The 20,130-nt window shown below is 31.6% G+C and carries 18 protein-coding genes and 1 tRNA gene; 14 read left to right on the top strand and 5 right to left on the bottom strand.

Going from position 1 to position 20,130, the window contains the following annotated elements; translation table 11 throughout:
• Positions 1-206: 206 nt before the first annotated feature.
• The 3 genes from NH341_RS06390 to NH341_RS06380 all read right to left on the bottom strand — a co-directional run bounded on the left by NH341_RS06390 (position 207) and on the right by NH341_RS06380 (position 753).
• Positions 207-280, bottom strand: a tRNA-Arg gene (locus NH341_RS06390).
• A 75-nt stretch (positions 281-355) separates the two neighbouring features.
• Positions 356-589: a putative signal transducing protein gene (locus NH341_RS06385; RefSeq protein ID WP_047788418.1), complete on the bottom strand. Its 234-nt coding sequence runs from the start codon at positions 587-589 to the stop codon at positions 356-358.
• A gap of 11 nt (positions 590-600) precedes the next feature.
• Positions 601-753 carry a hypothetical protein gene (locus tag NH341_RS06380; protein WP_047788417.1) on the bottom strand — a complete coding sequence of 51 codons (153 nt, stop codon included), beginning with the start codon at positions 751-753 and terminating at the stop codon, positions 601-603.
• Between the two features lie 590 nt (positions 754-1,343).
• On the opposite strand from NH341_RS06380, the gene NH341_RS06375 reads away from it, so the two are divergent.
• The 3 genes from NH341_RS06375 (at position 1,344) to NH341_RS06365 (ending at position 5,922) form a co-directional block, all read left to right on the top strand.
• Positions 1,344-3,728, top strand: a complete 2,385-nt coding sequence (locus NH341_RS06375) for a TonB-dependent receptor (RefSeq protein WP_253056074.1) — start codon at positions 1,344-1,346, stop codon at positions 3,726-3,728.
• 91 nt (positions 3,729-3,819) lie between these two features.
• A complete protein-coding gene (locus NH341_RS06370) occupies positions 3,820-4,902 on the top strand; it encodes a PepSY domain-containing protein (RefSeq protein WP_253056072.1) in 1,083 nt (360 codons plus the stop codon).
• 78 nt (positions 4,903-4,980) lie between these two features.
• The gene (locus tag NH341_RS06365; RefSeq protein WP_253056070.1) at positions 4,981-5,922 is read left to right on the top strand and encodes a calcium/sodium antiporter; all 942 of its coding nucleotides are present in this window, start codon (positions 4,981-4,983) and stop codon (positions 5,920-5,922) included.
• 72 nt (positions 5,923-5,994) lie between these two features.
• Here NH341_RS06365 and NH341_RS06360 read toward each other — a convergent pair whose 3' ends face one another.
• Entirely contained in the window at positions 5,995-7,005 is a 1,011-nt protein-coding gene (locus NH341_RS06360; protein WP_073181556.1) for a glutamine synthetase beta-grasp domain-containing protein, read from the bottom strand.
• 184 nt (positions 7,006-7,189) lie between these two features.
• Between NH341_RS06360 and NH341_RS06355 the strand changes: the two genes are divergently transcribed.
• From NH341_RS06355 to NH341_RS06320, 8 genes are all read left to right on the top strand, one after another.
• A complete protein-coding gene (locus NH341_RS06355) occupies positions 7,190-9,373 on the top strand; it encodes a glutamine synthetase III (protein ID WP_073181554.1) in 2,184 nt (727 codons plus the stop codon).
• 412 nt (positions 9,374-9,785) lie between these two features.
• The gene (locus tag NH341_RS06350; RefSeq protein ID WP_253056068.1) at positions 9,786-10,694 is read left to right on the top strand and encodes a hypothetical protein; all 909 of its coding nucleotides are present in this window, start codon (positions 9,786-9,788) and stop codon (positions 10,692-10,694) included.
• A 130-nt stretch (positions 10,695-10,824) separates the two neighbouring features.
• Complete coding sequence (locus NH341_RS06345; protein WP_047788411.1) at positions 10,825-11,223, top strand: hypothetical protein; 399 nt, start codon at positions 10,825-10,827, stop codon at positions 11,221-11,223.
• Position 11,224: 1 nt separating this feature from the next.
• Positions 11,225-11,965 carry a curli production assembly/transport protein CsgE gene (locus tag NH341_RS06340; RefSeq protein WP_253056066.1) on the top strand — a complete coding sequence of 247 codons (741 nt, stop codon included), beginning with the start codon at positions 11,225-11,227 and terminating at the stop codon, positions 11,963-11,965.
• 12 nt (positions 11,966-11,977) lie between these two features.
• Complete coding sequence (locus NH341_RS06335; protein ID WP_047788409.1) at positions 11,978-12,394, top strand: curli assembly protein CsgF; 417 nt, start codon at positions 11,978-11,980, stop codon at positions 12,392-12,394.
• A gap of 31 nt (positions 12,395-12,425) precedes the next feature.
• Complete coding sequence (locus NH341_RS06330) at positions 12,426-13,772, top strand: CsgG/HfaB family protein (RefSeq protein WP_253056064.1); 1,347 nt, start codon at positions 12,426-12,428, stop codon at positions 13,770-13,772.
• An 11-nt stretch (positions 13,773-13,783) separates the two neighbouring features.
• Entirely contained in the window at positions 13,784-15,283 is a 1,500-nt protein-coding gene (locus tag NH341_RS06325; protein WP_253056061.1) for a carboxypeptidase regulatory-like domain-containing protein, read from the top strand.
• Between the two features lie 106 nt (positions 15,284-15,389).
• Positions 15,390-16,568 carry an AIR synthase related protein gene (locus tag NH341_RS06320; protein WP_159489962.1) on the top strand — a complete coding sequence of 393 codons (1,179 nt, stop codon included), beginning with the start codon at positions 15,390-15,392 and terminating at the stop codon, positions 16,566-16,568.
• A gap of 46 nt (positions 16,569-16,614) precedes the next feature.
• Here the strand turns inward: NH341_RS06320 and NH341_RS06315 are convergent, their stop codons facing one another.
• Entirely contained in the window at positions 16,615-17,046 is a 432-nt protein-coding gene (locus NH341_RS06315; protein WP_053056640.1) for a hypothetical protein, read from the bottom strand.
• A 78-nt stretch (positions 17,047-17,124) separates the two neighbouring features.
• Here NH341_RS06315 and prfA point away from each other — a divergent pair, with 78 nt between their 5' ends.
• The 3 genes from prfA to NH341_RS06300 all read left to right on the top strand — a co-directional run bounded on the left by prfA (position 17,125) and on the right by NH341_RS06300 (position 20,097).
• Entirely contained in the window at positions 17,125-18,201 is a 1,077-nt protein-coding gene (prfA, locus tag NH341_RS06310) for a peptide chain release factor 1 (protein ID WP_047788405.1), read from the top strand.
• Positions 18,202-18,518: 317 nt separating this feature from the next.
• Positions 18,519-18,707: a 30S ribosomal protein S21 gene (gene rpsU, locus NH341_RS06305; RefSeq protein ID WP_047788404.1), complete on the top strand. Its 189-nt coding sequence runs from the start codon at positions 18,519-18,521 to the stop codon at positions 18,705-18,707.
• A gap of 202 nt (positions 18,708-18,909) precedes the next feature.
• Positions 18,910-20,097, top strand: coding sequence for an efflux RND transporter periplasmic adaptor subunit (locus tag NH341_RS06300; RefSeq protein ID WP_159613143.1), 1,188 nt, complete (start codon positions 18,910-18,912; stop codon positions 20,095-20,097).
• Positions 20,098-20,130: the final 33 nt, after the last annotated feature.

Genomic DNA, 20,130 nt, shown 5'->3' with positions numbered 1-20,130 from the left:
AAAGTAATGTTAAGGGATTTAGATACTTTTTTGAATCAAGGATTAGAAGAGTTTATCTTTAAAAATTAATTGTAGTTTAATTTTATTGAAAGGCAAGGAATAATATTTTTTAGCAAAAGAAAGATAGTTGTAATATTTATGCCGCCAATATTGCCGCCCAAAAAAGTAAAAACCCTTTAAAATCAATGTTTTAAAGGGTTTTTTTGTGACCTCGGCAGGATTCAAACCTGCAACCTCTTGAGCCGTAATCAAGTGCACTATTCAGTTATGCTACGAGGCCGTTTTGCGGGTGCAAATATAAGAATGTTTTTTAAATTGTAAAGCAAAAAAATAATATTTTTTCACCTTTTTTAATTTATTTTTCTTCTGCTATTTCTTCTTTAAAACTATCAATAGTGTCTTGAGCTTTTTCAAGGTCTGATTCATAGATAAATACGTCAATAGAATTGCCTAAAGTTCCAAAACCAGCAACTCTTCCAGCTTCTTTATTATCTTTTACTAAATATGGAACTTCAATTTCGTTAAGTAACTGACTTAATCTGTTCACAAAGATTTGAGAACCTGAGAAAACTTTAATATGCTTGTTCATAATGGTAAATTTTAATCCAACGAATTTATTGTAACATAAGCACGCCATCCAATAATAGCCAATTGAAATTTTGATGCTTTCGAAATATCCAATTCCTTTTTAGTAAAGGAAGGTAGTAGCGTCTTGTTTAGTTTGGCTAAAAACTTAAAAAAACTTTTTTTCATTAGTAGTTGATTCTACTATCAAAAATAACGAAAAATAATTTGTTATGATAAGAAAAACTAAACTTAACTTAGTTTAAAATGAAAAGTATAGGTTTAGGTTAATCAATCTCTTAAAAGATCAATTCCAGTAATAAATAAGCAATTTTAATGGTTATTAGAATTAGTTTTAAAGCAAGTATAATCATGTTAGGTTCATGTGTTTTTAGTTAGTAAATAATGATGAATTCCGGAATTGTTTTTTCAATATATGAGAAAGGAAATATTACAACCAAACTTTTGAATCTAATTTAATTGGATTGAGTTTGAATTTAAATCAATAAAAACACTATTAGTTTTAATTTATAACCTTATAGTCTATATTTAAATTATTAAATGAAACTTAAAAGTGTCTTATTATTCGTATTTAGTAAGGTTTTAAAGGGGCTTTTTTTACAGAGTTTTAAAAGTAAAGGAAAAAGGATCTTTAAAGTAAATAGTTTTTAGGTGTTTCATTTCTTCAGAAAGAAAAAAATAAGTTTTTCGTAATAAATGTTTGGTACTATTTTGAGAGGAGATATATTCGCGATTTAAAATAAATCTAAATAAACATAATGAAATTTTACACAGTAGTAGCAGCTTTATTTTTAACCTTCGGAGTATCAGCTCAGTCTAGTTTAAAAGGGGAAATAAAGGATGAACAAGGGCAACCAATTTATGGGGTTAATATTCATATTTCAGAGCTTCAAAAAGGTACTACCTCTGATGAAAATGGAGGCTTTATATTAAAAAATATAAAAGAAGGAGCTTTTAAGTTAACTTTTAGTATGGTAGGTTTCAAAACAGAAATAAGAAAAATAGCATTTACCCAAAATAACACTGTGGAGATTTTACAAACATTAAAGGAAGATTCGGAGAGTTTAAGCGAAGTTGTTGTTTCTGCTAGTAGACGTTCAGAATACCTTTCCGAGATACCAGCATCAATAACTGTTGTCAACCAAAAACAATTAACAGACTTATCAAACTCAACAACTAATATTAATGAAATTTTAGAATTTACTGTTCCAGGTTTAGCTGTTTCTACAGGAACCTTTTCTAACTGGGGACAAACATTACGTGGTCGTTCTTTATTAGTTATGATTGATGGTGTTCCTCAATCTACTCCTTTACGTAACGGTCAATTGGGAATAAAATCTGTGAGTCCTAACGATATTAGTCGTGTAGAAGTAATAAAAGGAGCAACCTCTATTTTTGGAAATGGAGGAAATGGAGGTTTTATTAACTACATAACAAAAAAGCCAAATGCAAATGAAAAGATAGAAGGAACTACTAATATTTGGGGAACTTCTAACTTAACAAAAACGAAAGATGCTTTTGGATTCGGAGCTTATCAGTCATTACGAGGAAAAATAGATAAGTTTAATTACTACTTAAGTGGTAGTTATGAGGAAACAGGAAATAAATACGATGCAGATGGTAAAGTTATACTTCCTACTTATGGATTAGATAATACAAGAATTTATACAGCTTTAGCTAAGTTAGAGTATGAAATATCTGATAGACAAAAAATAAGTATTGGAGGAAACTTGTATAATTCTTTACAAGACACTCCATTTGTACCTGTTCTTGGATCTTTTGAAGTGTATAATGAGAATGGAGATTATACTTTAACACCTGGTTATGGTGTTGAAGGCTCTATTGAAGGACAAGAACCTACAGGATCTAAACTGTATAATGGTAACTTGAAATATGATTTAAATAATATTTTTGATGGAACAACAGATTTTGCAGCTGATGTGTATTATCAAAAAACAAAAAACATATTCTTTTATTCAGATAAATTTGAAAACGGAGGTCAATCAGTAATTAATGCAGAAAAGTATGGTTTAAGACCAAATTTTAACACTACACTTACTCCAAATGAATCAACAGAGATTTCATTAACCTATGGTTTAGATTTGTTAAAAGATAAAACCAATCAAGGATTGTTAGATGGTAGATTATGGGTGCCAAATATTAATATGTTTAGTTGGGCACAATACATACAATCTACAGTAAAATTTAATGACGAATGGGTTTTAAAAGCAGGGTTAAGATATGATGATATGAATCTTACAATAGATGATTATAATACGTTACCATACTCACCTTTAGGAGATGGTAATTTTAATCCATCAGTAGCGGTAACAGGAGGTGAAATAGGGTTTGATAATTTAGCGTTTAATGCGGGTGTAAGGTATATTAAGCATCAAGAGTTTATCCCTTATGTAAGTTATTCACAAGGTTTTTCAATTGCCGATTTAGGTTCTGTTTTACGTTCTGCAACTGCCGATAATATTGAAGATATTCAATTAGAACCAGCAGTAACCAAAAATTATGAGTTCGGATTTTTATCAAAGTTTAAAAACTTTAGGTTAGAAGCTGTAGGGTATTATAGTGTTTCTAATTTAGGTACAGGCGTTGCATTTGATGAAAATATAAATTCTTTTGTGCCATCTAAAAAGCCGCAGAACATTTATGGAGGAGAAATAGCAATAGATTATACTGCTTTTAATAGTAAACTAAAAGTAGGAACATCATATTCTTATGTTGAAGGTTTAACTCATAATGTGGGAGATGAAAATAATTTAACTTATTTAGGAGGTGATGTAATTTCAGCTCCAAAATTAACAGCTTACGTAACTTGGGTTCCAACAAAGAAAATAAGTACTTCTTTACGTATGACTAATTTAGGAGATAGAAATCGTTTTAATCCGTATTTAGATGCAAGTGATAATTATACGTTTAGACATACACAATTTCCTGTAGAAGGATACACTTTACTTAATTGGTCTATGAACTATAAATTGCAAGAAAATATATCGGTTTCATTAGCTGTAAATAATTTGTTAAACGAATATTATTTACCAGCAAGATCACAATGGGCAGCACCTTTAAGAACTTTTACAGGAACTGGAGAAGGGGCAAATGCTAAATTAAGTGTGTTGTATAACTTCTAAAATAATAAACAACATCTTACATTTGCAAAAGTATAAACCCAGTGTCTATTTTATTTTAGACTCTGGGTTTTAAAAAATAAAGAGATATCAATTGCAGCAGATACATAAAATAATTTGGAAGATACACTTATGGCTAGGACTTAGTTGTGGGGTTATTGCTTCTTTTTCTGGTTTAACGGGAGCATTGTATGTTTGGCAACCTGAAATAACTTCATTACTAAACCCGAAATTATTAAAGGTTGAAGATTTTTCTAAAATAAACGAAAAAACAATTTTAAGTTCTGCTTATTTTTTAGCTACACAGAATAAGGGAAAAGTAAATAAAGTTTTTTTGCCTTATAGAGAGCAGCAAACGATTTCAATAAATTATAAAAACGGTAAAACATTGTATTATCACCCGAAAACCAGAGTTTTGTTAGGTGAAAAATCGGTGTCAATACAGTTTTTTGAAACCCTCCTGAAGTTACACCGTACGTTAGGAATGCCTACAATTGGCAAGTATGTTATAGGTACAAGTGCTTTATTGTTTTGTTTCTTCTTATTAACAACAGGGTTTTATATGTGGTGGAAAATATATAAAAACAACCTGTCAAAAGGATTTACGATGAAGTGGAAACCCAAAAAGAAACGATTTTACTTCAATCTACATAAAGTATTCGGAATTTATTTTTTGTTGCCTTTATTGATAATAGCATTTACGGGAGGTTACTTCACGTATCATAAAACCTATAAATCTACTTTATCTATATTTAATAGTTCAGATAAAACTGTATTGGATGAAGAAGCAAAGCAAGAAAAGATATTTTCATTAGAAGAAGCAGTTTTACAAACTGATGGAAAATATGCTTTAAGAGCTATTTATTACCCGAAAGACAGTTTAGGAGTATATAGACTTCGGTACATAAAAGATCGATTTATTAAAGCAGGGTTTAGAAAGACAAAAGAAATGGAGTTAAATCAGCAAGGTAAATTACGAACACTATCAAGTTTTGATTTTGATGCAAATAATAATCGAATAGCGGCTCAGTTTTACCCAGTACATATAGGAGAAATAGGAGGAATATTGGGTAGAGTTTTAGTATTTGTATCTGGTTTAGTGCCTTTGGTGTTATTGATAACAGGCTTTAAAGTTTATAGTTCAAAACGTAAGAAACTAAAGAGGCAACTTAATTAAGGTTTTATTGGTTCAGGAGCTTGAATTTGTTTTCATTTTTGCTGGGTAAAAACCTTATCTTCGCCTAAAAAATATTTTATGAGCATTCTATATATTATTATTGGTTTAACATTGTTGGTTTTAGGAGGAAATTGGCTGTTAAAAGCAGCGGTAGGCTTATCACTTAAACTACATATACCAAAAATAGTAATAGGTATGACAGTAGTGTCGTTTGCAACATCAGCACCAGAATTAATTGTAAGCATAAAGTCTGCTTTGAATGGAGCTACCGGGTTAGCGGTAGGAAATGTTATTGGGTCTAATATTGCAAACTTAGGTCTGGTTTTAGGAATAACAGTTATATTATCGTCAATTGATGTAGAAAAAAGTTTTTATAAAACAGATTGGCCAGTAATGATGATTGCTTCAGTACTACTGTATTTTTTTATAGCGAATGACAAGACCATTCAATTTTATGAAGGAGCTATATTATTTGGAATGTTGGTAGTATTTTTAATTTATTTATTACGTTTTCAAAAACAAGCAGTTGTTGATGAGATGCCTGAAGACGATGAAGAGTTACCCTTATATAAAATAGCCTTGTTTCTAGCTGTTGGAGGAGTTGGTTTATGGGGCGGTTCAGAACTATTGATTAATGGTTCGGTAGCTATGGCTCAACATTTTGGAGTAAGTGACGCGATTATTGGAGTAACTGTAGTGTCAGTAGGAACAAGTGTTCCAGAATTGGCTGCATCAATTATTGCGGTGTTAAAGAAAGAAAAAGCCATCTCGTTAGGAAACCTTGTAGGGTCTAATGTGTTTAATATTTTAGCCGTTTTAGGTATTACAGCAATGATTACGCCTGTTGAGGTAAAACCAGACGCCTATAGTTTGATTAATAATGATATTTATTGGATGTTAGGAATTTCGTTTGCCATATTACCTTTAGTATTTATTCCAAAAGGATTACGTTTAGGTTGGAGAGATGGAATTATTTTGTTAGGAACGTATGCAACTTTTATCTATTTAACAATTTCGTAAAAACGAATTAGTCATAAAATAAAAAAAGCCGCAATTTTGCGGCTTTTTTAGTTGTGTTGTTGTGTTTGTTAATTATATGTTGGCACCTTTTACGGTTTCTATAATTCTTCCAGCTACTTTGTATGGATCAGCGTTTGAAGCAGGTCTTCTGTCTTCTAACCAACCTTTCCATCCTTTTTCTACAGTAATGATAGGAATTCGGATTGAAGCACCTCTATCTGAAACTCCATAACTGAAATCAGATACGTGAGCAGTTTCATGTAAACCAGTTAAACGCTCGTCATTATTTGCTCCATATACATCAATATGTTCTTCTGTAACAGGTCTAAAAGCTTCACAAATTTTCTCGTAAGTTTCTTGAGAACCACAAGTTCTTAATGTAGTATTAGAAAAGTTTGCATGCATACCAGAACCATTCCAATCTCCTTTTACTGGTTTTGGATGGTATTCAATGTAGTAACCATATTTTTCAGTTAAACGGTCTAATAAGTAACGGGCAACCCAAATTTCATCACCAGCTTTTTTTGCTCCTTTAGCAAATAATTGGAATTCCCATTGTCCTGGAGCAACTTCTTGGTTAATCCCTTCAAAGTTTAAACCTGCTTCAATACATAAATCGGCATGTTCTTCAACAAAATCTCTTCCCCAAGTGTATCTTCCTCCTACAGAACAGTAGTATTTCCCTTGAGGTCCAGGGAATCCGCCACGAGGGAATCCTAAAGGTAAATCAGTTTTAGTATCCATTAAAAAATACTCTTGCTCAAAACCAAACCAAAAGTCATTATTATCATCATCAATCTTAGCACGTGCATTTGAGGCATGTGGAGTTCCATCAGCATTTAAAACTTCAGACATTACTAAGAATCCATTTTTTCTAGTCGGGTCAGGATAAATAGCAACAGGCTTTAATAAACAATCAGAAGCACCACCAGATGCTTGCTCAGTAGAACTTCCGTCAAAAGACCACATAGAACAGTCTTCTAATTTACCGCTAAAGTTTTCTTCAACTTTAGTTTTACTACGCATGTTTTGAGTTGGCTCATGACCATCTAACCAAATGTATTCTAATTTTGATTTACTCATGATTTTTGTTTTTGTGTTGTTTTGAGTTAATTACGAAGCAAAATTGAGTATTTTTTGTTTAAAGGCAAAATTTTTAAGGGTATTTTTGTTTAAAATTAACTTTAAATTAATTTAACCCCTGTTTTTTTAGGGGTGTTTTGCTTAAAGTTTGTATTTTTGAGTATCTAATTTAATATTTTATTATATGTCAACTTTAAGATTCAGTGCATTACAAGAGGTTTTACATAGAAAAACTGTTGTAGTAGAAGAAAACGAACGTCGTTCAGAATTGTTTGGTAAAAACGTATTTAATGAGCAAGCAATGCGTCAATATATGACCAAAGAGGCATATCAAAGTGTAATGGATGCTATTGAATTTGGGACTAAGATTGATAGGAAAACCGCTGATCAGATTGCGGTAAGCATGAAAGATTGGGCATTATCTAAAGGAGCAACGCATTATACACACTGGTTTCAGCCTTTAACGGGATCTACAGCAGAAAAGCACGATGCGTTTTTTGAAACTGTTGACGGAGGAGGAGCAATGGAGAAGTTTGATGGAGGTCAGTTAGTACAACAAGAGCCAGATGCATCAAGTTTTCCTAACGGAGGAATTAGAAATACTTTTGAAGCACGTGGTTATACGGCATGGGATCCAACATCACCAGCGTTTATTTATGGTACGACCTTATGTATTCCAACTGTTTTTGTGGCATATACAGGTGAAGCGTTAGATAATAAAGCACCCTTATTAAGAGCATTACAAGCGGTTGATACTGCGGCGACAGCAGTTTGTAAATATTTTGACAAAAATGTAACAAAAGTAAACGCAACCTTAGGTTGGGAACAAGAATACTTTTTAATTGATACAGCATTAGCAGCAGCACGTCCTGATATAATGATGACAGGAAGAGCATTGTTAGGACATGCACCAGCAAAAGGACAACAGTTAGACGATCATTATTTTGGATCAATACCTACTAGAGTATTGAACTTTATGCGTGATTTGGAAAATGAATGTATGCTCTTAGGAGTGCCTGTTAAAACACGACATAATGAAGTAGCACCAAATCAGTTTGAGTTAGCGCCAATTTTTGAAGAAGCAAACTTAGCAGTAGATCACAATTCATTATTAATGGATGTGATGGAGAAAGTGTCGCAACGTCATAAATTCAAAGTGTTATTCCATGAAAAGCCATTTGCAGGGATTAATGGTTCAGGAAAACATAATAACTGGAGTTTATCTACCAATACAGGAGTTAATTTACTGAGTCCAGGGAAAACCCCGATGAAAAACTTACAATTCTTAACCTTTTTTGTAAATACCATCAAAGCAGTTCACGATTACGAAGAATTAATTAGAGCGTCGATAGCAAGTGCTAGTAACGATCATCGTTTAGGAGCTAATGAAGCACCACCAGCAATTATATCAGTTTTTATAGGTTCACAATTATCATCGGTATTAGATGAGCTAGAAAATGTAACGAAAGGAAAACTATCACCTGAAGAAAAAACAGATTTAAAATTAAACATTGTAGGGAAAATTCCTGAAATTTTATTAGATAACACAGATAGAAACAGAACTTCACCTTTTGCTTTTACAGGAAATAAATTTGAGCTACGTGCAGTAGGTTCATGGTCTAACTGCGCAGGGCCTATGACTGTATTGAATACAATTATAGCAAGACAACTGAATGAATTTAAAGAAGAAGTTGATAAGTTAATTGATACCAAAAAACTTAAAAAAGATGAAGCCATATTTAATGTATTGAGAGAATATATTAAAGCATCAAAGAATATTCGATTTGAAGGAGATGGTTATGGAGAAGCATGGGAAAAGGAGGCTAAGAAAAGAGGGTTGTCGAATAACAAAACAACTCCAGAAGCATTAAAAGCAAAAGTTTCTGAAAAAGCAATTTCTCTTTTTGAAGAAATGAAAGTGATGAATAAGGTTGAGGTAGAAGCTCGTCATGAAATCGAGTTAGAAGAATATTCAAAGAAAATACAAATAGAAAGTAGAGTGCTAGGTGATATTGCAAGAAACCATATTATACCTATTGCTATTCAATACCAAAATACGTTGATAGAAAATGTAAGAGGACTGAAAGAGATTTTTGGAAATAATTTTGAGAAATACGCTAACGAACAAATCGATTTAATTCAGAAAATATCTAATCATATCGCTGAAATTAACTCTAAAGTAGAAGATATGATTGAAGAACGTAAAAAGGCAAATAAACTAGAAGGACAAAAAAATGCAGATGCTTATTGTAACAAAGTGAAACCTTATTTTGACGAAATTCGTTATCACTGTGATAAATTAGAATTAATGGTAGATGATAATTTATGGCCTTTAACTAAGTACAGGGAGCTTTTATTTACTAGATAAAATAACCTATTTTGAATGAGAAAAAACATTTATTAAAAAAGGGGGAAAACCCCTTTTTTTAATAAAAATGAAAATGAAAAAAACAAAGCCAAAGACTACGTTTATAGCGTGTTTTTGGCTTTTTCTTATTTTATTTTTTTAAGTATAGAAATCTTGATTGGTTTTTGAAGCTAAAAAAAATTGTATATTAGCTATGTTTAAACAAACAGTCTATATATAGATTCTTACAGTTTTATTTTAAACTGATGGATGTAATTACAGTTACCAAACTAATCTTACATTTTACCCCATAATTTTATCTTACCCTTATTTACTTAGCATTCTCCCATAATAAGCATTATTAGTATTTGTATGCTTATATCATACATAGAGTATGCTAAAAATCAATTAACGTATTTTAAAATTATCTATTATGAAAAATTTTTTATTAGCAGCTATTTTTTTAGCTTCAGGAACCGTTTTCGCACAGTTCGCAAACCCATTACCAACACCAAAAGCTAACTGTTTAGGATGTTCAGTAGCACAAGTAGGTCCTTCTTATGGAGATAGAGGAGCAGCAATAAACACGAGTTACGTAGATCAAACAGGACACATGAATGATGCAAGTGTAGTTCAAACTGGAGTAGGTAACTTATCAAATATCGATCAAGATGGTCAAAACCAAGGATTTTCTGGAGGTTTAGGAAACGAAGCGACTGTATACCAAAGAGGAAGAAAGAACGAAACCGACATTAAACAACATGGAGATTACAATTCTGGTTTTGTAAATCAAGTAGGATATAAAAACTACGCACAACAAGATGTAGGTGTAGGTTGGGCAGAAAATAACAGAGCATATGCTTACCAAACAGGACGTCAAAATACTTCTATTCAAAAACAACGTTATGATAATAATGTAGCTATTGTAGCACAATCTGGTAGAAGAAATTTAGCTCACCAAGATCAAAGTACAGGAACTAATGGTGCACCAGGTAGTGTAGCAGGTATTTTACAAGTCGGTAACTATAATAAGGCTAAACAAGTACAAAGAGGTAGTTTTAATATAGATGGAATAGCTCAATTTGGAAACGGAAATATGGCTTCTACTACGCAAACATCAACAGGGGGGATAAATATTTCTGGTATTGGACAGACAGGTTCGGGGAATGAAGCTTGTGTTGATCAAAACGCTGATGTTGGTATTAACTTAAGTTTAATTAGTCAGTTTGGTGTAGAAAATCATGCGTCTGTTATTCAAGACGCACAAGGTTCAGGTAATGCTAGCTTTATCGGTCAAGCAGGTTATATGAATAAGGCTTGTGTTGAACAAACAGGACTATAATTTATTTATTAATAAAACTTTAAGAGAAGGGAGAAACTCTTCTCTCTTCTCTTAACTTATTAAAATGAAGGTAATGAAAGATATGAAAACAATATTATTTATAATGCTGGTTACTTTTAATCTGACTATTATGTCACAGCAAAAAACATCTACATATTTTGTATCTGTACCTCAAATAGGAAATGATGTTTCTTTTGTAATACTAGAGAAAAATATTAATTCATTAAATAATTCACAAGATTTTACCTATTCAGCAGCTAATCAAAATTACCTAACAATAAATCAAGTAGGAATAAATAATGTAGCAGAATTAAAAAGTGGAGTTAGAGATGTACAGTTAGTGGGGCAAAAGGGAAAAAACAACTATTATAGCTTTATAGATTATTACAATGCTTCTCCTACAAAAATGAATATTCTTCAACAGGGGAATGCAAATTCATTACAGGTGTACGGAACAAACTCTTTAATGGAAAATGTAAAAATCATTCAAAAATCTAATTATAAAACAATTATAGTTAGGAACTATTAAAATGATGCTAAGGTTTAATTTCTTTAAAAGAAAAATAAAATATATTACTCTGTTTTTACTTTGTATAACAACAAGTTATGCTCAAGAAATAAACGAGGTAAAAGCCAAAATTCTTATTCTTAAAAAAGACAATTTTATAGCAGTAAAAGCACAAGCTGAAAATGAAGGAGTATTGTTTAAAGATGAGTTTAATTACAACTTATTGGTGTTAAAAAAGAGTAAAGATGGAAGCTACTCTAACAATAAACAATCAGGAGAATTTTCTTTAAAACCTAATGAAAAAAAAGAGCTATCATTAATAAGGTTAAGCTTAAACCCTGATGAAGAGCTAAGAGCTTATTTATTTATAAAGCACAAGGAAACTTTAATAGATAAAGATACTTTAGTAATAGTACCTAAAAAGGTAGGTATAATAAAAAAAGAAAAAATAGACGAATCTAATTTTGTGTTAAAAGGATTGGTTATTGAAGAAGCAATAACAAAAATAGGGAAAGACTTTTATGATTTTTTTTACCAAGAATACCTGCTTTCAGGCTTAAAGTATCCTTTCATTATAAAAATAAAAGAGAAACCAGGATTAAGAAGAACTACAGTTTTAATTATTGAAGCTGATGATAAAAAGGTTTTTGAGTTCATGACAATGCCAGGAGAAGATTTTCTTAAACGAGCTGTTAGAGCATCTTTGGTAAGATTAAGTAGTTACTCAAAACAGAGAAATACATTATTAAGTTATAAAATTTAAACAAAGTAAGTTATGAAAATAGCAACCAAACTTATAACAATTGTTTTATTTTTAATAAGTTCATTTACTTTTTCACAAGAACTAGTTTATAAACCAGTTAATCCATTTTTTGGAGGAAATAATCCATTCGGGTATCAGCAAATTTTGGCATCAGCAAATGCACAAAACGATTTTCAAGAAGAAACACAAGATCCTTTTCAACAACCATCAGACTTAGAAAACTTTACTAATAGTTTAAACAGGCAACTACTAAACTCATTATCTCAAGATTTATTTCAAGAACAATTTGGAGATCAAGGGTTAACTGTTGGAACTTATGTGTTTGGATCTTTAGTAGTAGAAGTAACACCTACCAGTGGAGGTTTATCTGTAAATATTTTAAATACCCAAACAGGTGAACAAACACAAATTATAATACCAAACAATTAACAACAAAACGACTAACCATAACTTAAATTTTATGAGAAAATTATTATTCAAATTACTATTCTCTTTAAGTTTTATCTTGTTTTCTAGTTGTGGAGCATACCTAAATCAGCCATTCCAAACAACGAATGCTAGAATAGGGGAAAACACCTCTTTACAAAACGATTTAATTAAGAATATTCTACCTGTCGAAAAAGTAATCGTAGGAGTTTATAAATTTAGAGATCAAACAGGACAATACAAGCCGACTGAAAACGGTTCTACATTTAGTACCGCGGTAACGCAAGGAGGTACATCAATTCTATTAAAATCACTAGAAGAGTCAAAATGGTTTACTCCAATAGAAAGAGAAAATATCGCTAATTTATTAAATGAACGACAAATAATAAGGTCAACAAGGCAAGAATATCAAGGAGTTAATTCTACAAAAATGCCACCATTACTTTTTGCTGGAATTATTTTAGAAGGAGGCGTGGTTTCTTATGATTCTAATATTATTACAGGAGGTTCAGGAGTTCGATATTTTGGAGCAGGAGCATCTAATCAATATAGACAAGATAGAATAACCGTTTATTTAAGAGCCGTATCTACATCAAATGGACAAATTTTAAAAAATATTTACGTATCAAAAACAATACTCTCTCAAGGAATTTCAGCAAACTTGTATAGATATGTTTCTTTAAGAAGATTGTTAGAAGTAGAAACAGGAGTAACCAAAAATGAGCCTATGCAATTAGCTGTAAAAGAAGCGATAGATAAAGCAGTCGAACAGTTGATTATAGAAGGTGTTGTAGATGGTTTATGGACTCCTCAAGGAGGTGATAAGGTTGTTAACCTCTTTAAAGAAGAGTATTTAAAAGAAAAAAATGAAGCAGACAATACATTACTTTTTAATAGAAAGCAGGAAACAAGAAGAGCAAAAAATTCAATGAGTGTAATGGGAGGAGCTTCAATAATTTCAGGAGATTATTCAAAACCCGTAGCAAGATTTGGTTTTGACCTAAAATACAGATATTTTTTTAAGAACCCTCGATTTAGTTTTGGAGGAAGCATAGGAAGGTTTGAGTTAGAAAACGAACAATCTTTTAAAAATACTTTTTTAACATCTAGTATTTTTCTAGAATACAATATGATGCCTTACGATAGGTTAACACCGTATGCATACATAGGTGTAGGTTCAGTTTTAGAGAAAAACCTAGACAATCCTATGTTTAAATTTCAATATGGTTTAGGGTTAGAGTATTTAGTAACAAATAAAATAGGATTAACTCTTTATGGAGAAAATTATCTTTTAGGTTCAGACAACTTAGATAAGCTAGTTAGAGGAAAGAGAAATGATTTTATTTGGAGAGTAGGAGCAGGTATAAATGTTTATTTTTAAGAAAAGAAATAATGAAAAAAATAATAAAAATAACAATACTCTTAATTTGTGTAACCTTATTTAATTGTAGTGAAGATACTGTAGATTATGTAGAGTTCGGAACAATTAAAGGTCGTGTAGTTAAAAAGAAAAGTTTTGAACCTATTACAAATGCAAAAATTGCATTATCACCTACCAATAACACAAGTTTTACCGATGAAGATGGTTACTTCTTAATGGAAGATGTACCAGCACAAGAATATTCGGTAAGTGCCACTAAAGAGGGGTATTTAACAGGTTTTCAACCTGTAGGTTTAGATGCAGGGACAGAAATTAATATAGTATTTGAATTAGATATAGAAACAGCATTAAATGACCCACCAACAGCACCAGAGCTTAGAGCTCCAGCTAATGGCATAGAAGATTTAAATAATACAGTAGAATTAAGTTTTAAATCAATTGATCCTGATGAAGATGAAATAACATACAGGATAGAAATTAAAAACGACTTAAATAATGATGTTATATCTTTTGAAAATGTAAAAGACACTTTATACACAGTTTCCGATTTAAAATTCGGAGTAAAATATTTTTGGCAAATAGGAGCATCAGATGGTATTAATGCCGAAGTATTAAGTACAGTGAGTACATTTAAAATTACATCAACACCCAATAACAGATATTTTTATACACGACAAGAGGGAGGAAATAATGTAATATACTCTGGAGATTTTATCAATGAAGCCTCTGTAAATGAATTATTGTTAACATTACCAACAACAAACTCTTGGAGACCAAGAAAAAACTCAGCGGCAAATTTGGTTGCCTTCTTACGAACAGACAATAACGAAACTCATATTTATACAATGAAAACAGATGGTTCAGATGTTAAAAAAGTTACATCTAATGTTCCTGTGGTTGCATTTGATTTAAACGAAGTTGATTTCTCGTGGTCTTCAAACGGAGATCGAATTATATATCCGAATTACGATAAATTATACTTGATAAATAAAGATGGAAGTGGTTTACAACAAATTTATCAAACAACAGATGGTAGTTACATTACTGAATGCGACTGGAGTAATGATGAGTCTAAAATAGCACTGAAAACCAATAACACAAGTGGTTATAATGCACAAATCTATACGATTGATATGGCAGGAAATATAATTGACACTGTTTTAACAGGAATGCAAGGAGCCGCAGGGGGAATTAATTTTACAATAGATGGAAGCTCGCTGTTGTATACTAGAGATATTTCTGGATATGAATCAAGTAATTATAGGCAACTAAACAGTCATTTATTTTTATATGAATTTGCTACGGCAGAAGTTACTGATTTATCAGAAGGAAAAGCAGATGGAACAAATGATTTAGACCCACGTTTATCACCTAATGAGGCTGAAGTTATCTTTGTGAATACATCCAATGATGGTATTTCTACAAAAACAATTTATAAAGTACCTTTTAGTGAAGGATCTACAACTAGAACAGCATTGTTTGAAAATGCGACAATGCCAGATTGGGAATAAAAGAAAACAAACTATTACTTAGAGAGCGAACGTATAAAAAACGTTCGCTTTTTTCTTGATAAAAGCGTAATAAAACCTAAATTTGCAGGTAACAACAACACAACAAATGAGTAACGAAGTATCTAAACGCTACGCACAACGCGGAGTATCGGCATCTAAAGAAGATGTACACAATGCTATAAAAAATATTGATAAAGGATTATTTCCAAAAGCTTTCTGTAAAATAGTTCCAGATTATTTAACAAACGATGATGATTACTGTTTAATAATGCATGCAGATGGAGCAGGAACAAAATCGTCTTTAGCATACATGTACTGGAAAGAAACAGGAGATATTTCGGTATGGAAAGGCATTGCTCAAGATGCTTTAATCATGAATATTGATGATTTATTGTGTGTGGGTGCTACCGATAACATTATGTTATCTTCTACTATTGGACGTAACAAAAATAATATTCCAGGAGAAGTTTTATCGGCAATTATTAATGGAACAGAAGAGTTAATTAATGAGTTGAAGGAATTTGGAGTTACGATTCATTCAACAGGAGGTGAAACTGCTGATGTTGGTGATTTAGTACGTACTATTATTGTAGATTCTACGGTAACCGCTCGTATGAAGCGTACCGATGTAATTGATAATGCAAATATTAAAGCAGGAGATGTAATTGTTGGTTTAGAGTCATTCGGACAAGCAACGTATGAAAAAGAATACAACGGAGGTATGGGAAGTAACGGATTAACTTCTGCACGTCACGATGTGTTCCACAATTATTTAGCAGAAAAATATCCAGAAAGTTTTGATGCTTCAGTACCGTCAGATTTAGTGTATTCAGGAAATACAAAATTAACAGATGAAGTAGAAAATTCTCCGATTGACGCTGGTAAACTAGTGTTATCGCCAACAAGAACCTATGCGCCAATTATCAAGGAAATTTTATCGAAATTTTCTTCGGAAGAAGTGCACGGAATGATTCACTGTTCAGGAGGAGCTCAAACAAAAATTTTACATTTTGTAGATAATTTACACATCGTAAAAGATAATATGTTTCCAATTCCACCATTGTTTAAATTGATACAAGAGCAATCAAAAACAGATTGGAAAGAAATGTATCAAGTGTTTAACTGTGGACACAGAATGGAGTTATATGTATCTCCAGAAATAGCAGAAGAGATTATTACTATTTCAAAAACGTTTAACGTAAATGCACAGATTGTTGGTAGAGTTGAAACTTCTGATAAAAAGAAATTAACAATCAAAAGTCAATACGGAACTTTTGAATACTAATACTGTAAAATAAAAGTATAATCCTCAGATTTCTCTGAGGATTTTTTTATTTCATTTTTTCAAACACAAAATCAATTGAAAACTCATCGTTACTAACGTTAGCTTTCAGTAGATTGTTTTCTTTCCAGTATTGTATTGTTTTAGGGAATTCGTTTAGTTTGTTTTCCGCAGTAAAAGAAGTATCAGTTTGTTGTGTAAAAGCAAATAATGTCGAGGTTTCATTCACGCCTGTAACCTGTAAAAACAAAGAATCATTTTTAGTAATGATGTGTAAGACTTCTTTAAATACAGTATCGTTTTTTTGTAAGGAAAAACCAATTCCAGAAAAATCATTTTCCCAAAACTCGTAAGTTCTTTTACCAGCTTCGTTATAAATACGTTTCCATTTACCAAACAGCCAAGTAGGTTTTTTTATTTTCTTTTCTTGTAGACAAGAAAAAAGTAGTGTACAAGTAAAAAATAAGATTAAAATTCGCATAACAAAAGCCTTAATGAATTAAAGATATGAATAAAATTCGATAAAAAATCGTAAATTCGCACCCCAAGAAAAGATACTATGCTAGATAAATTACAGATAGTTAAGCAACGTTATGATGAGGTATCAGATTTAATCATCCAACCAGATGTTATCTCTGATCAAAAACGTTATGTGCAATTAAATAAAGAGTATAAAGACTTAGGAAAGGTTGTAAAAAAGGCAAACGAGTACGAAACTTTATTAAATAATATAGAAGAAGCTAAGGAGATTATTGCTGACGGATCGGATGCGGAAATGGTAGAAATGGCTAAAATGGAAATGGATGAAGCAAAAACTCGTATTCCAGAATTGGAAGAGGAGATTAAGTTTTTATTAATTCCAAAAGACCCAGAAGATGCTAAAAACGCGGTAGTAGAATTGCGTGCAGGTACGGGTGGAGATGAAGCAAGTATTTTTGCTGGTGATTTATTTAGAATGTACACCAAGTACTGTGAAAGCAAGGGATGGAAAGTATCTACGGTAGATTTTTCTGAAGGAACCAATGGTGGATTTAAAGAAATTCAGTTTGAAGTTTCTGGTGAAGATGTATACGGAACTTTAAAGTTTGAAGCTGGTGTACATCGTGTACAACGTGTACCGCAAACCGAAACCCAAGGACGTGTACATACATCGGCAGCAACATGTATGGTGTTTCCAGAGGCAGAAGAGTTTGATGTAGAAATCAACCCAAAAGATGTGCGTATTGATTATTTCTGTTCGTCAGGACCAGGAGGTCAATCGGTAAACACTACCTATTCAGCAGTACGTTTAACACACATCCCTACAGGATTGGTAGCGCAATGTCAGGATCAAAAATCACAGCATAAAAACAAAGAAAAAGCATTTAAGGTATTACGTTCTCGTTTATACGATTTAGAGTTAGCTAAAAAGCAAGAGGAAGACGCTGCAAAACGTGGATCGATGGTAACCTCAGGAGATCGTTCCGCGAAAATTAGAACGTATAACTATCCGCAAGGACGTGTAACTGATCACAGAATAGGGTTAACCTTATACGATTTATCAAATATTGTAAATGGAGATATTCAAAAAATTATAGACGAGTTAATGCTTGCGGAAAATACTTCTAAACTAAAAGAATTAGGAGAAACTATTTAGTAAAAAGCGTTACCATATTGGTAACGCTTTTTTTTATAGAAAAGAATTAGAACTATGAATACTTGTAGAGCCAATAAAGAAACCCTACCTTTGTCATAATATTAATGTTCTATCCTTTTTTTAGGAGAAAATCTACAAGTCTCTACACTATTTTTCTGTTATACATCAGTTTTTTAGTCTTCAGTTTCTTTATAAATTTATTTTCAATAGAATTTTTAATCAAAAAAATAATATCATATAAAAATCATAGAACTTCTTATGAAGTGCTGTGAAGTTACTTTCATGTTGTAAGATTTAATAATTAAAAACCATATCATATGTTAAGAATAGTAGTAAAAGAAGGCGAAAATATTGATAGAGCTTTGAAACGTTATAAACGAAAATTTAGAGACGTAAAAGTTTTACAAGAATTAAGAGAAAGAAAGCAATATGTAAAACCATCAGTAACAAGAAGAGCTCAAATTCAAAAAGCAGCTTATAAAGAGCAATTATTTAACGAAGAATAATTTTGATACAACAAAAAATATAAAACGCAATCCGAAGGGGTTGCGTTTTTTTGTAGAATAGCTTTTAACATTTAATAGTATTTTTTTAGTAGCTAAATAAGCAAAAGATTAAATTTTGGTCATTCCTGCAAAAGTTTTGGTTAAAAAAGACATTAACATCTAAATTAATTTTGCTCTTCAAATAATAAATGATTAATTTAAGATGAAAAAAAAGAATACTTCCCAAAAAAATAAAGTATTAACTTACACAATTATAGGCTTATTTATAGTTATAGTTTCTAGTTATGCATTTAGTTCTTCAGAAGTAAAAAAAACAGAATTAGTTTCTCAAAAGTTACCTGTAAAAGTTACAACACCTATATACAAAACTATTACGGAATGGGATGAGTATACAGGACGTTTCGAAGCAAGTAATAAAGTAGAAGTTCGTGCACGTGTAAGTGGTTTTTTAGAGCGTGTAAATTTTAAAGCTGGACAAATTGTAAAAAAGGGACAGACGCTCTTTATTATTGATGACAGACCTTTTAAAATAGCCCTAAATAAAGCTAATGCCAATTTAGCTCAAGCCAAAGCAAATTTAGAAATTGCACAAGACAATTTTAAGCGTGTCGAAGATTTAAAGGAAACAGGTGCAGTATCTATTGAAGAATTCAATCGTAGAAAACAAGCTCTAGAGTATGCTAAAGCTAGTATTCAGGTGTCGGAAACACACGTGGCTGATGCTAAATTAAATTTAGAGTTTACACGTGTTAAAGCTCCAATTTCAGGTTTAGTGAGTAGAGATCGTGTGAACGAAGGAAACCTTATAGATGGAGGTTCTTCAAATTCTACATTATTAACCACTATTGTAGCTACAAGCCCTATTCACTTTTATTTTACAAGCAGCGAGTCTGATTACTTGCGTTATGTACGATTGGCAAATAATGGAGAAAGAAAAGCGGTTCGCACAGACGGACTTCCGGTACATATTAAACTTCAAGATGAAGATGAGTTTTTACACAAAGCAAAAATAGACTTCGTAGATAATCAAATTGATAATAGTACAGGTACAATAGAAAACAGAGCCATTTTACCAAATAAAGACTTACTGTTAGAGCCAGGAATGTTTGGTAAAGCTAGAATAAGTGAAAGCACAGCACATAAAGCGATTATGATACCAGAGGATATTATTGGTACCAACCAGTCACTACGATATGTTTATGTTTTAGGAGAAAACAATATTGTAACCAGTAAAAACATCATTTTAGGACCATTACATTCTAACGGATTTCGTATTGTTAGAGAAGGATTATTAGAAACAGATAAGTTGATAATTAATAATATTCAAAAAATTAGGCCAGGTACAGTAGTTACCCCCGTTGAAACTAATTTAGAAATCCCAAAAAGCTAACTGTAAATCAATAACAAGTTAGTAGTAAAACCA

Origin of the sequence: Tenacibaculum sp. XPcli2-G (assembly GCF_024124505.1) — a bacterium.
Classification (GTDB): domain Bacteria; phylum Bacteroidota; class Bacteroidia; order Flavobacteriales; family Flavobacteriaceae; genus Polaribacter; species Polaribacter mesophilus.
Note: the sequence above shows the minus strand (reverse complement) of the source record. Positions and strands in the feature narration are given on the sequence as shown.

Bases quoted from the DNA above. Each gene is read 5' to 3' on its own strand.
- NH341_RS06385 (WP_047788418.1), bottom strand. From the start codon at position 589: ATGAACAAGCATATTAAAGTTTTCTCAGGTTCTCAAATCTTTGTGAAC.
- NH341_RS06380 (WP_047788417.1), bottom strand. From the start codon at position 753: ATGAAAAAAAGTTTTTTTAAGTTTTTAGCCAAACTAAACAAGACGCTA.
- NH341_RS06375 (WP_253056074.1), top strand. From the start codon at position 1,344: ATGAAATTTTACACAGTAGTAGCAGCTTTATTTTTAACCTTCGGAGTA.
- NH341_RS06365 (WP_253056070.1), top strand. From the start codon at position 4,981: ATGAGCATTCTATATATTATTATTGGTTTAACATTGTTGGTTTTAGGA.
- NH341_RS06360 (WP_073181556.1), bottom strand. From the start codon at position 7,005: ATGAGTAAATCAAAATTAGAATACATTTGGTTAGATGGTCATGAGCCA.
- NH341_RS06355 (WP_073181554.1), top strand. From the start codon at position 7,190: ATGTCAACTTTAAGATTCAGTGCATTACAAGAGGTTTTACATAGAAAA.
- NH341_RS06350 (WP_253056068.1), top strand. From the start codon at position 9,786: ATGAAAAATTTTTTATTAGCAGCTATTTTTTTAGCTTCAGGAACCGTT.
- NH341_RS06345 (WP_047788411.1), top strand. From the start codon at position 10,825: ATGTCACAGCAAAAAACATCTACATATTTTGTATCTGTACCTCAAATA.
- NH341_RS06340 (WP_253056066.1), top strand. From the start codon at position 11,225: ATGATGCTAAGGTTTAATTTCTTTAAAAGAAAAATAAAATATATTACT.
- NH341_RS06335 (WP_047788409.1), top strand. From the start codon at position 11,978: ATGAAAATAGCAACCAAACTTATAACAATTGTTTTATTTTTAATAAGT.
- NH341_RS06330 (WP_253056064.1), top strand. From the start codon at position 12,426: ATGAGAAAATTATTATTCAAATTACTATTCTCTTTAAGTTTTATCTTG.
- NH341_RS06325 (WP_253056061.1), top strand. From the start codon at position 13,784: ATGAAAAAAATAATAAAAATAACAATACTCTTAATTTGTGTAACCTTA.
- NH341_RS06320 (WP_159489962.1), top strand. From the start codon at position 15,390: ATGAGTAACGAAGTATCTAAACGCTACGCACAACGCGGAGTATCGGCA.
- NH341_RS06315 (WP_053056640.1), bottom strand. From the start codon at position 17,046: ATGCGAATTTTAATCTTATTTTTTACTTGTACACTACTTTTTTCTTGT.
- prfA (WP_047788405.1), top strand. From the start codon at position 17,125: ATGCTAGATAAATTACAGATAGTTAAGCAACGTTATGATGAGGTATCA.
- rpsU (WP_047788404.1), top strand. From the start codon at position 18,519: ATGTTAAGAATAGTAGTAAAAGAAGGCGAAAATATTGATAGAGCTTTG.
- NH341_RS06300 (WP_159613143.1), top strand. From the start codon at position 18,910: ATGAAAAAAAAGAATACTTCCCAAAAAAATAAAGTATTAACTTACACA.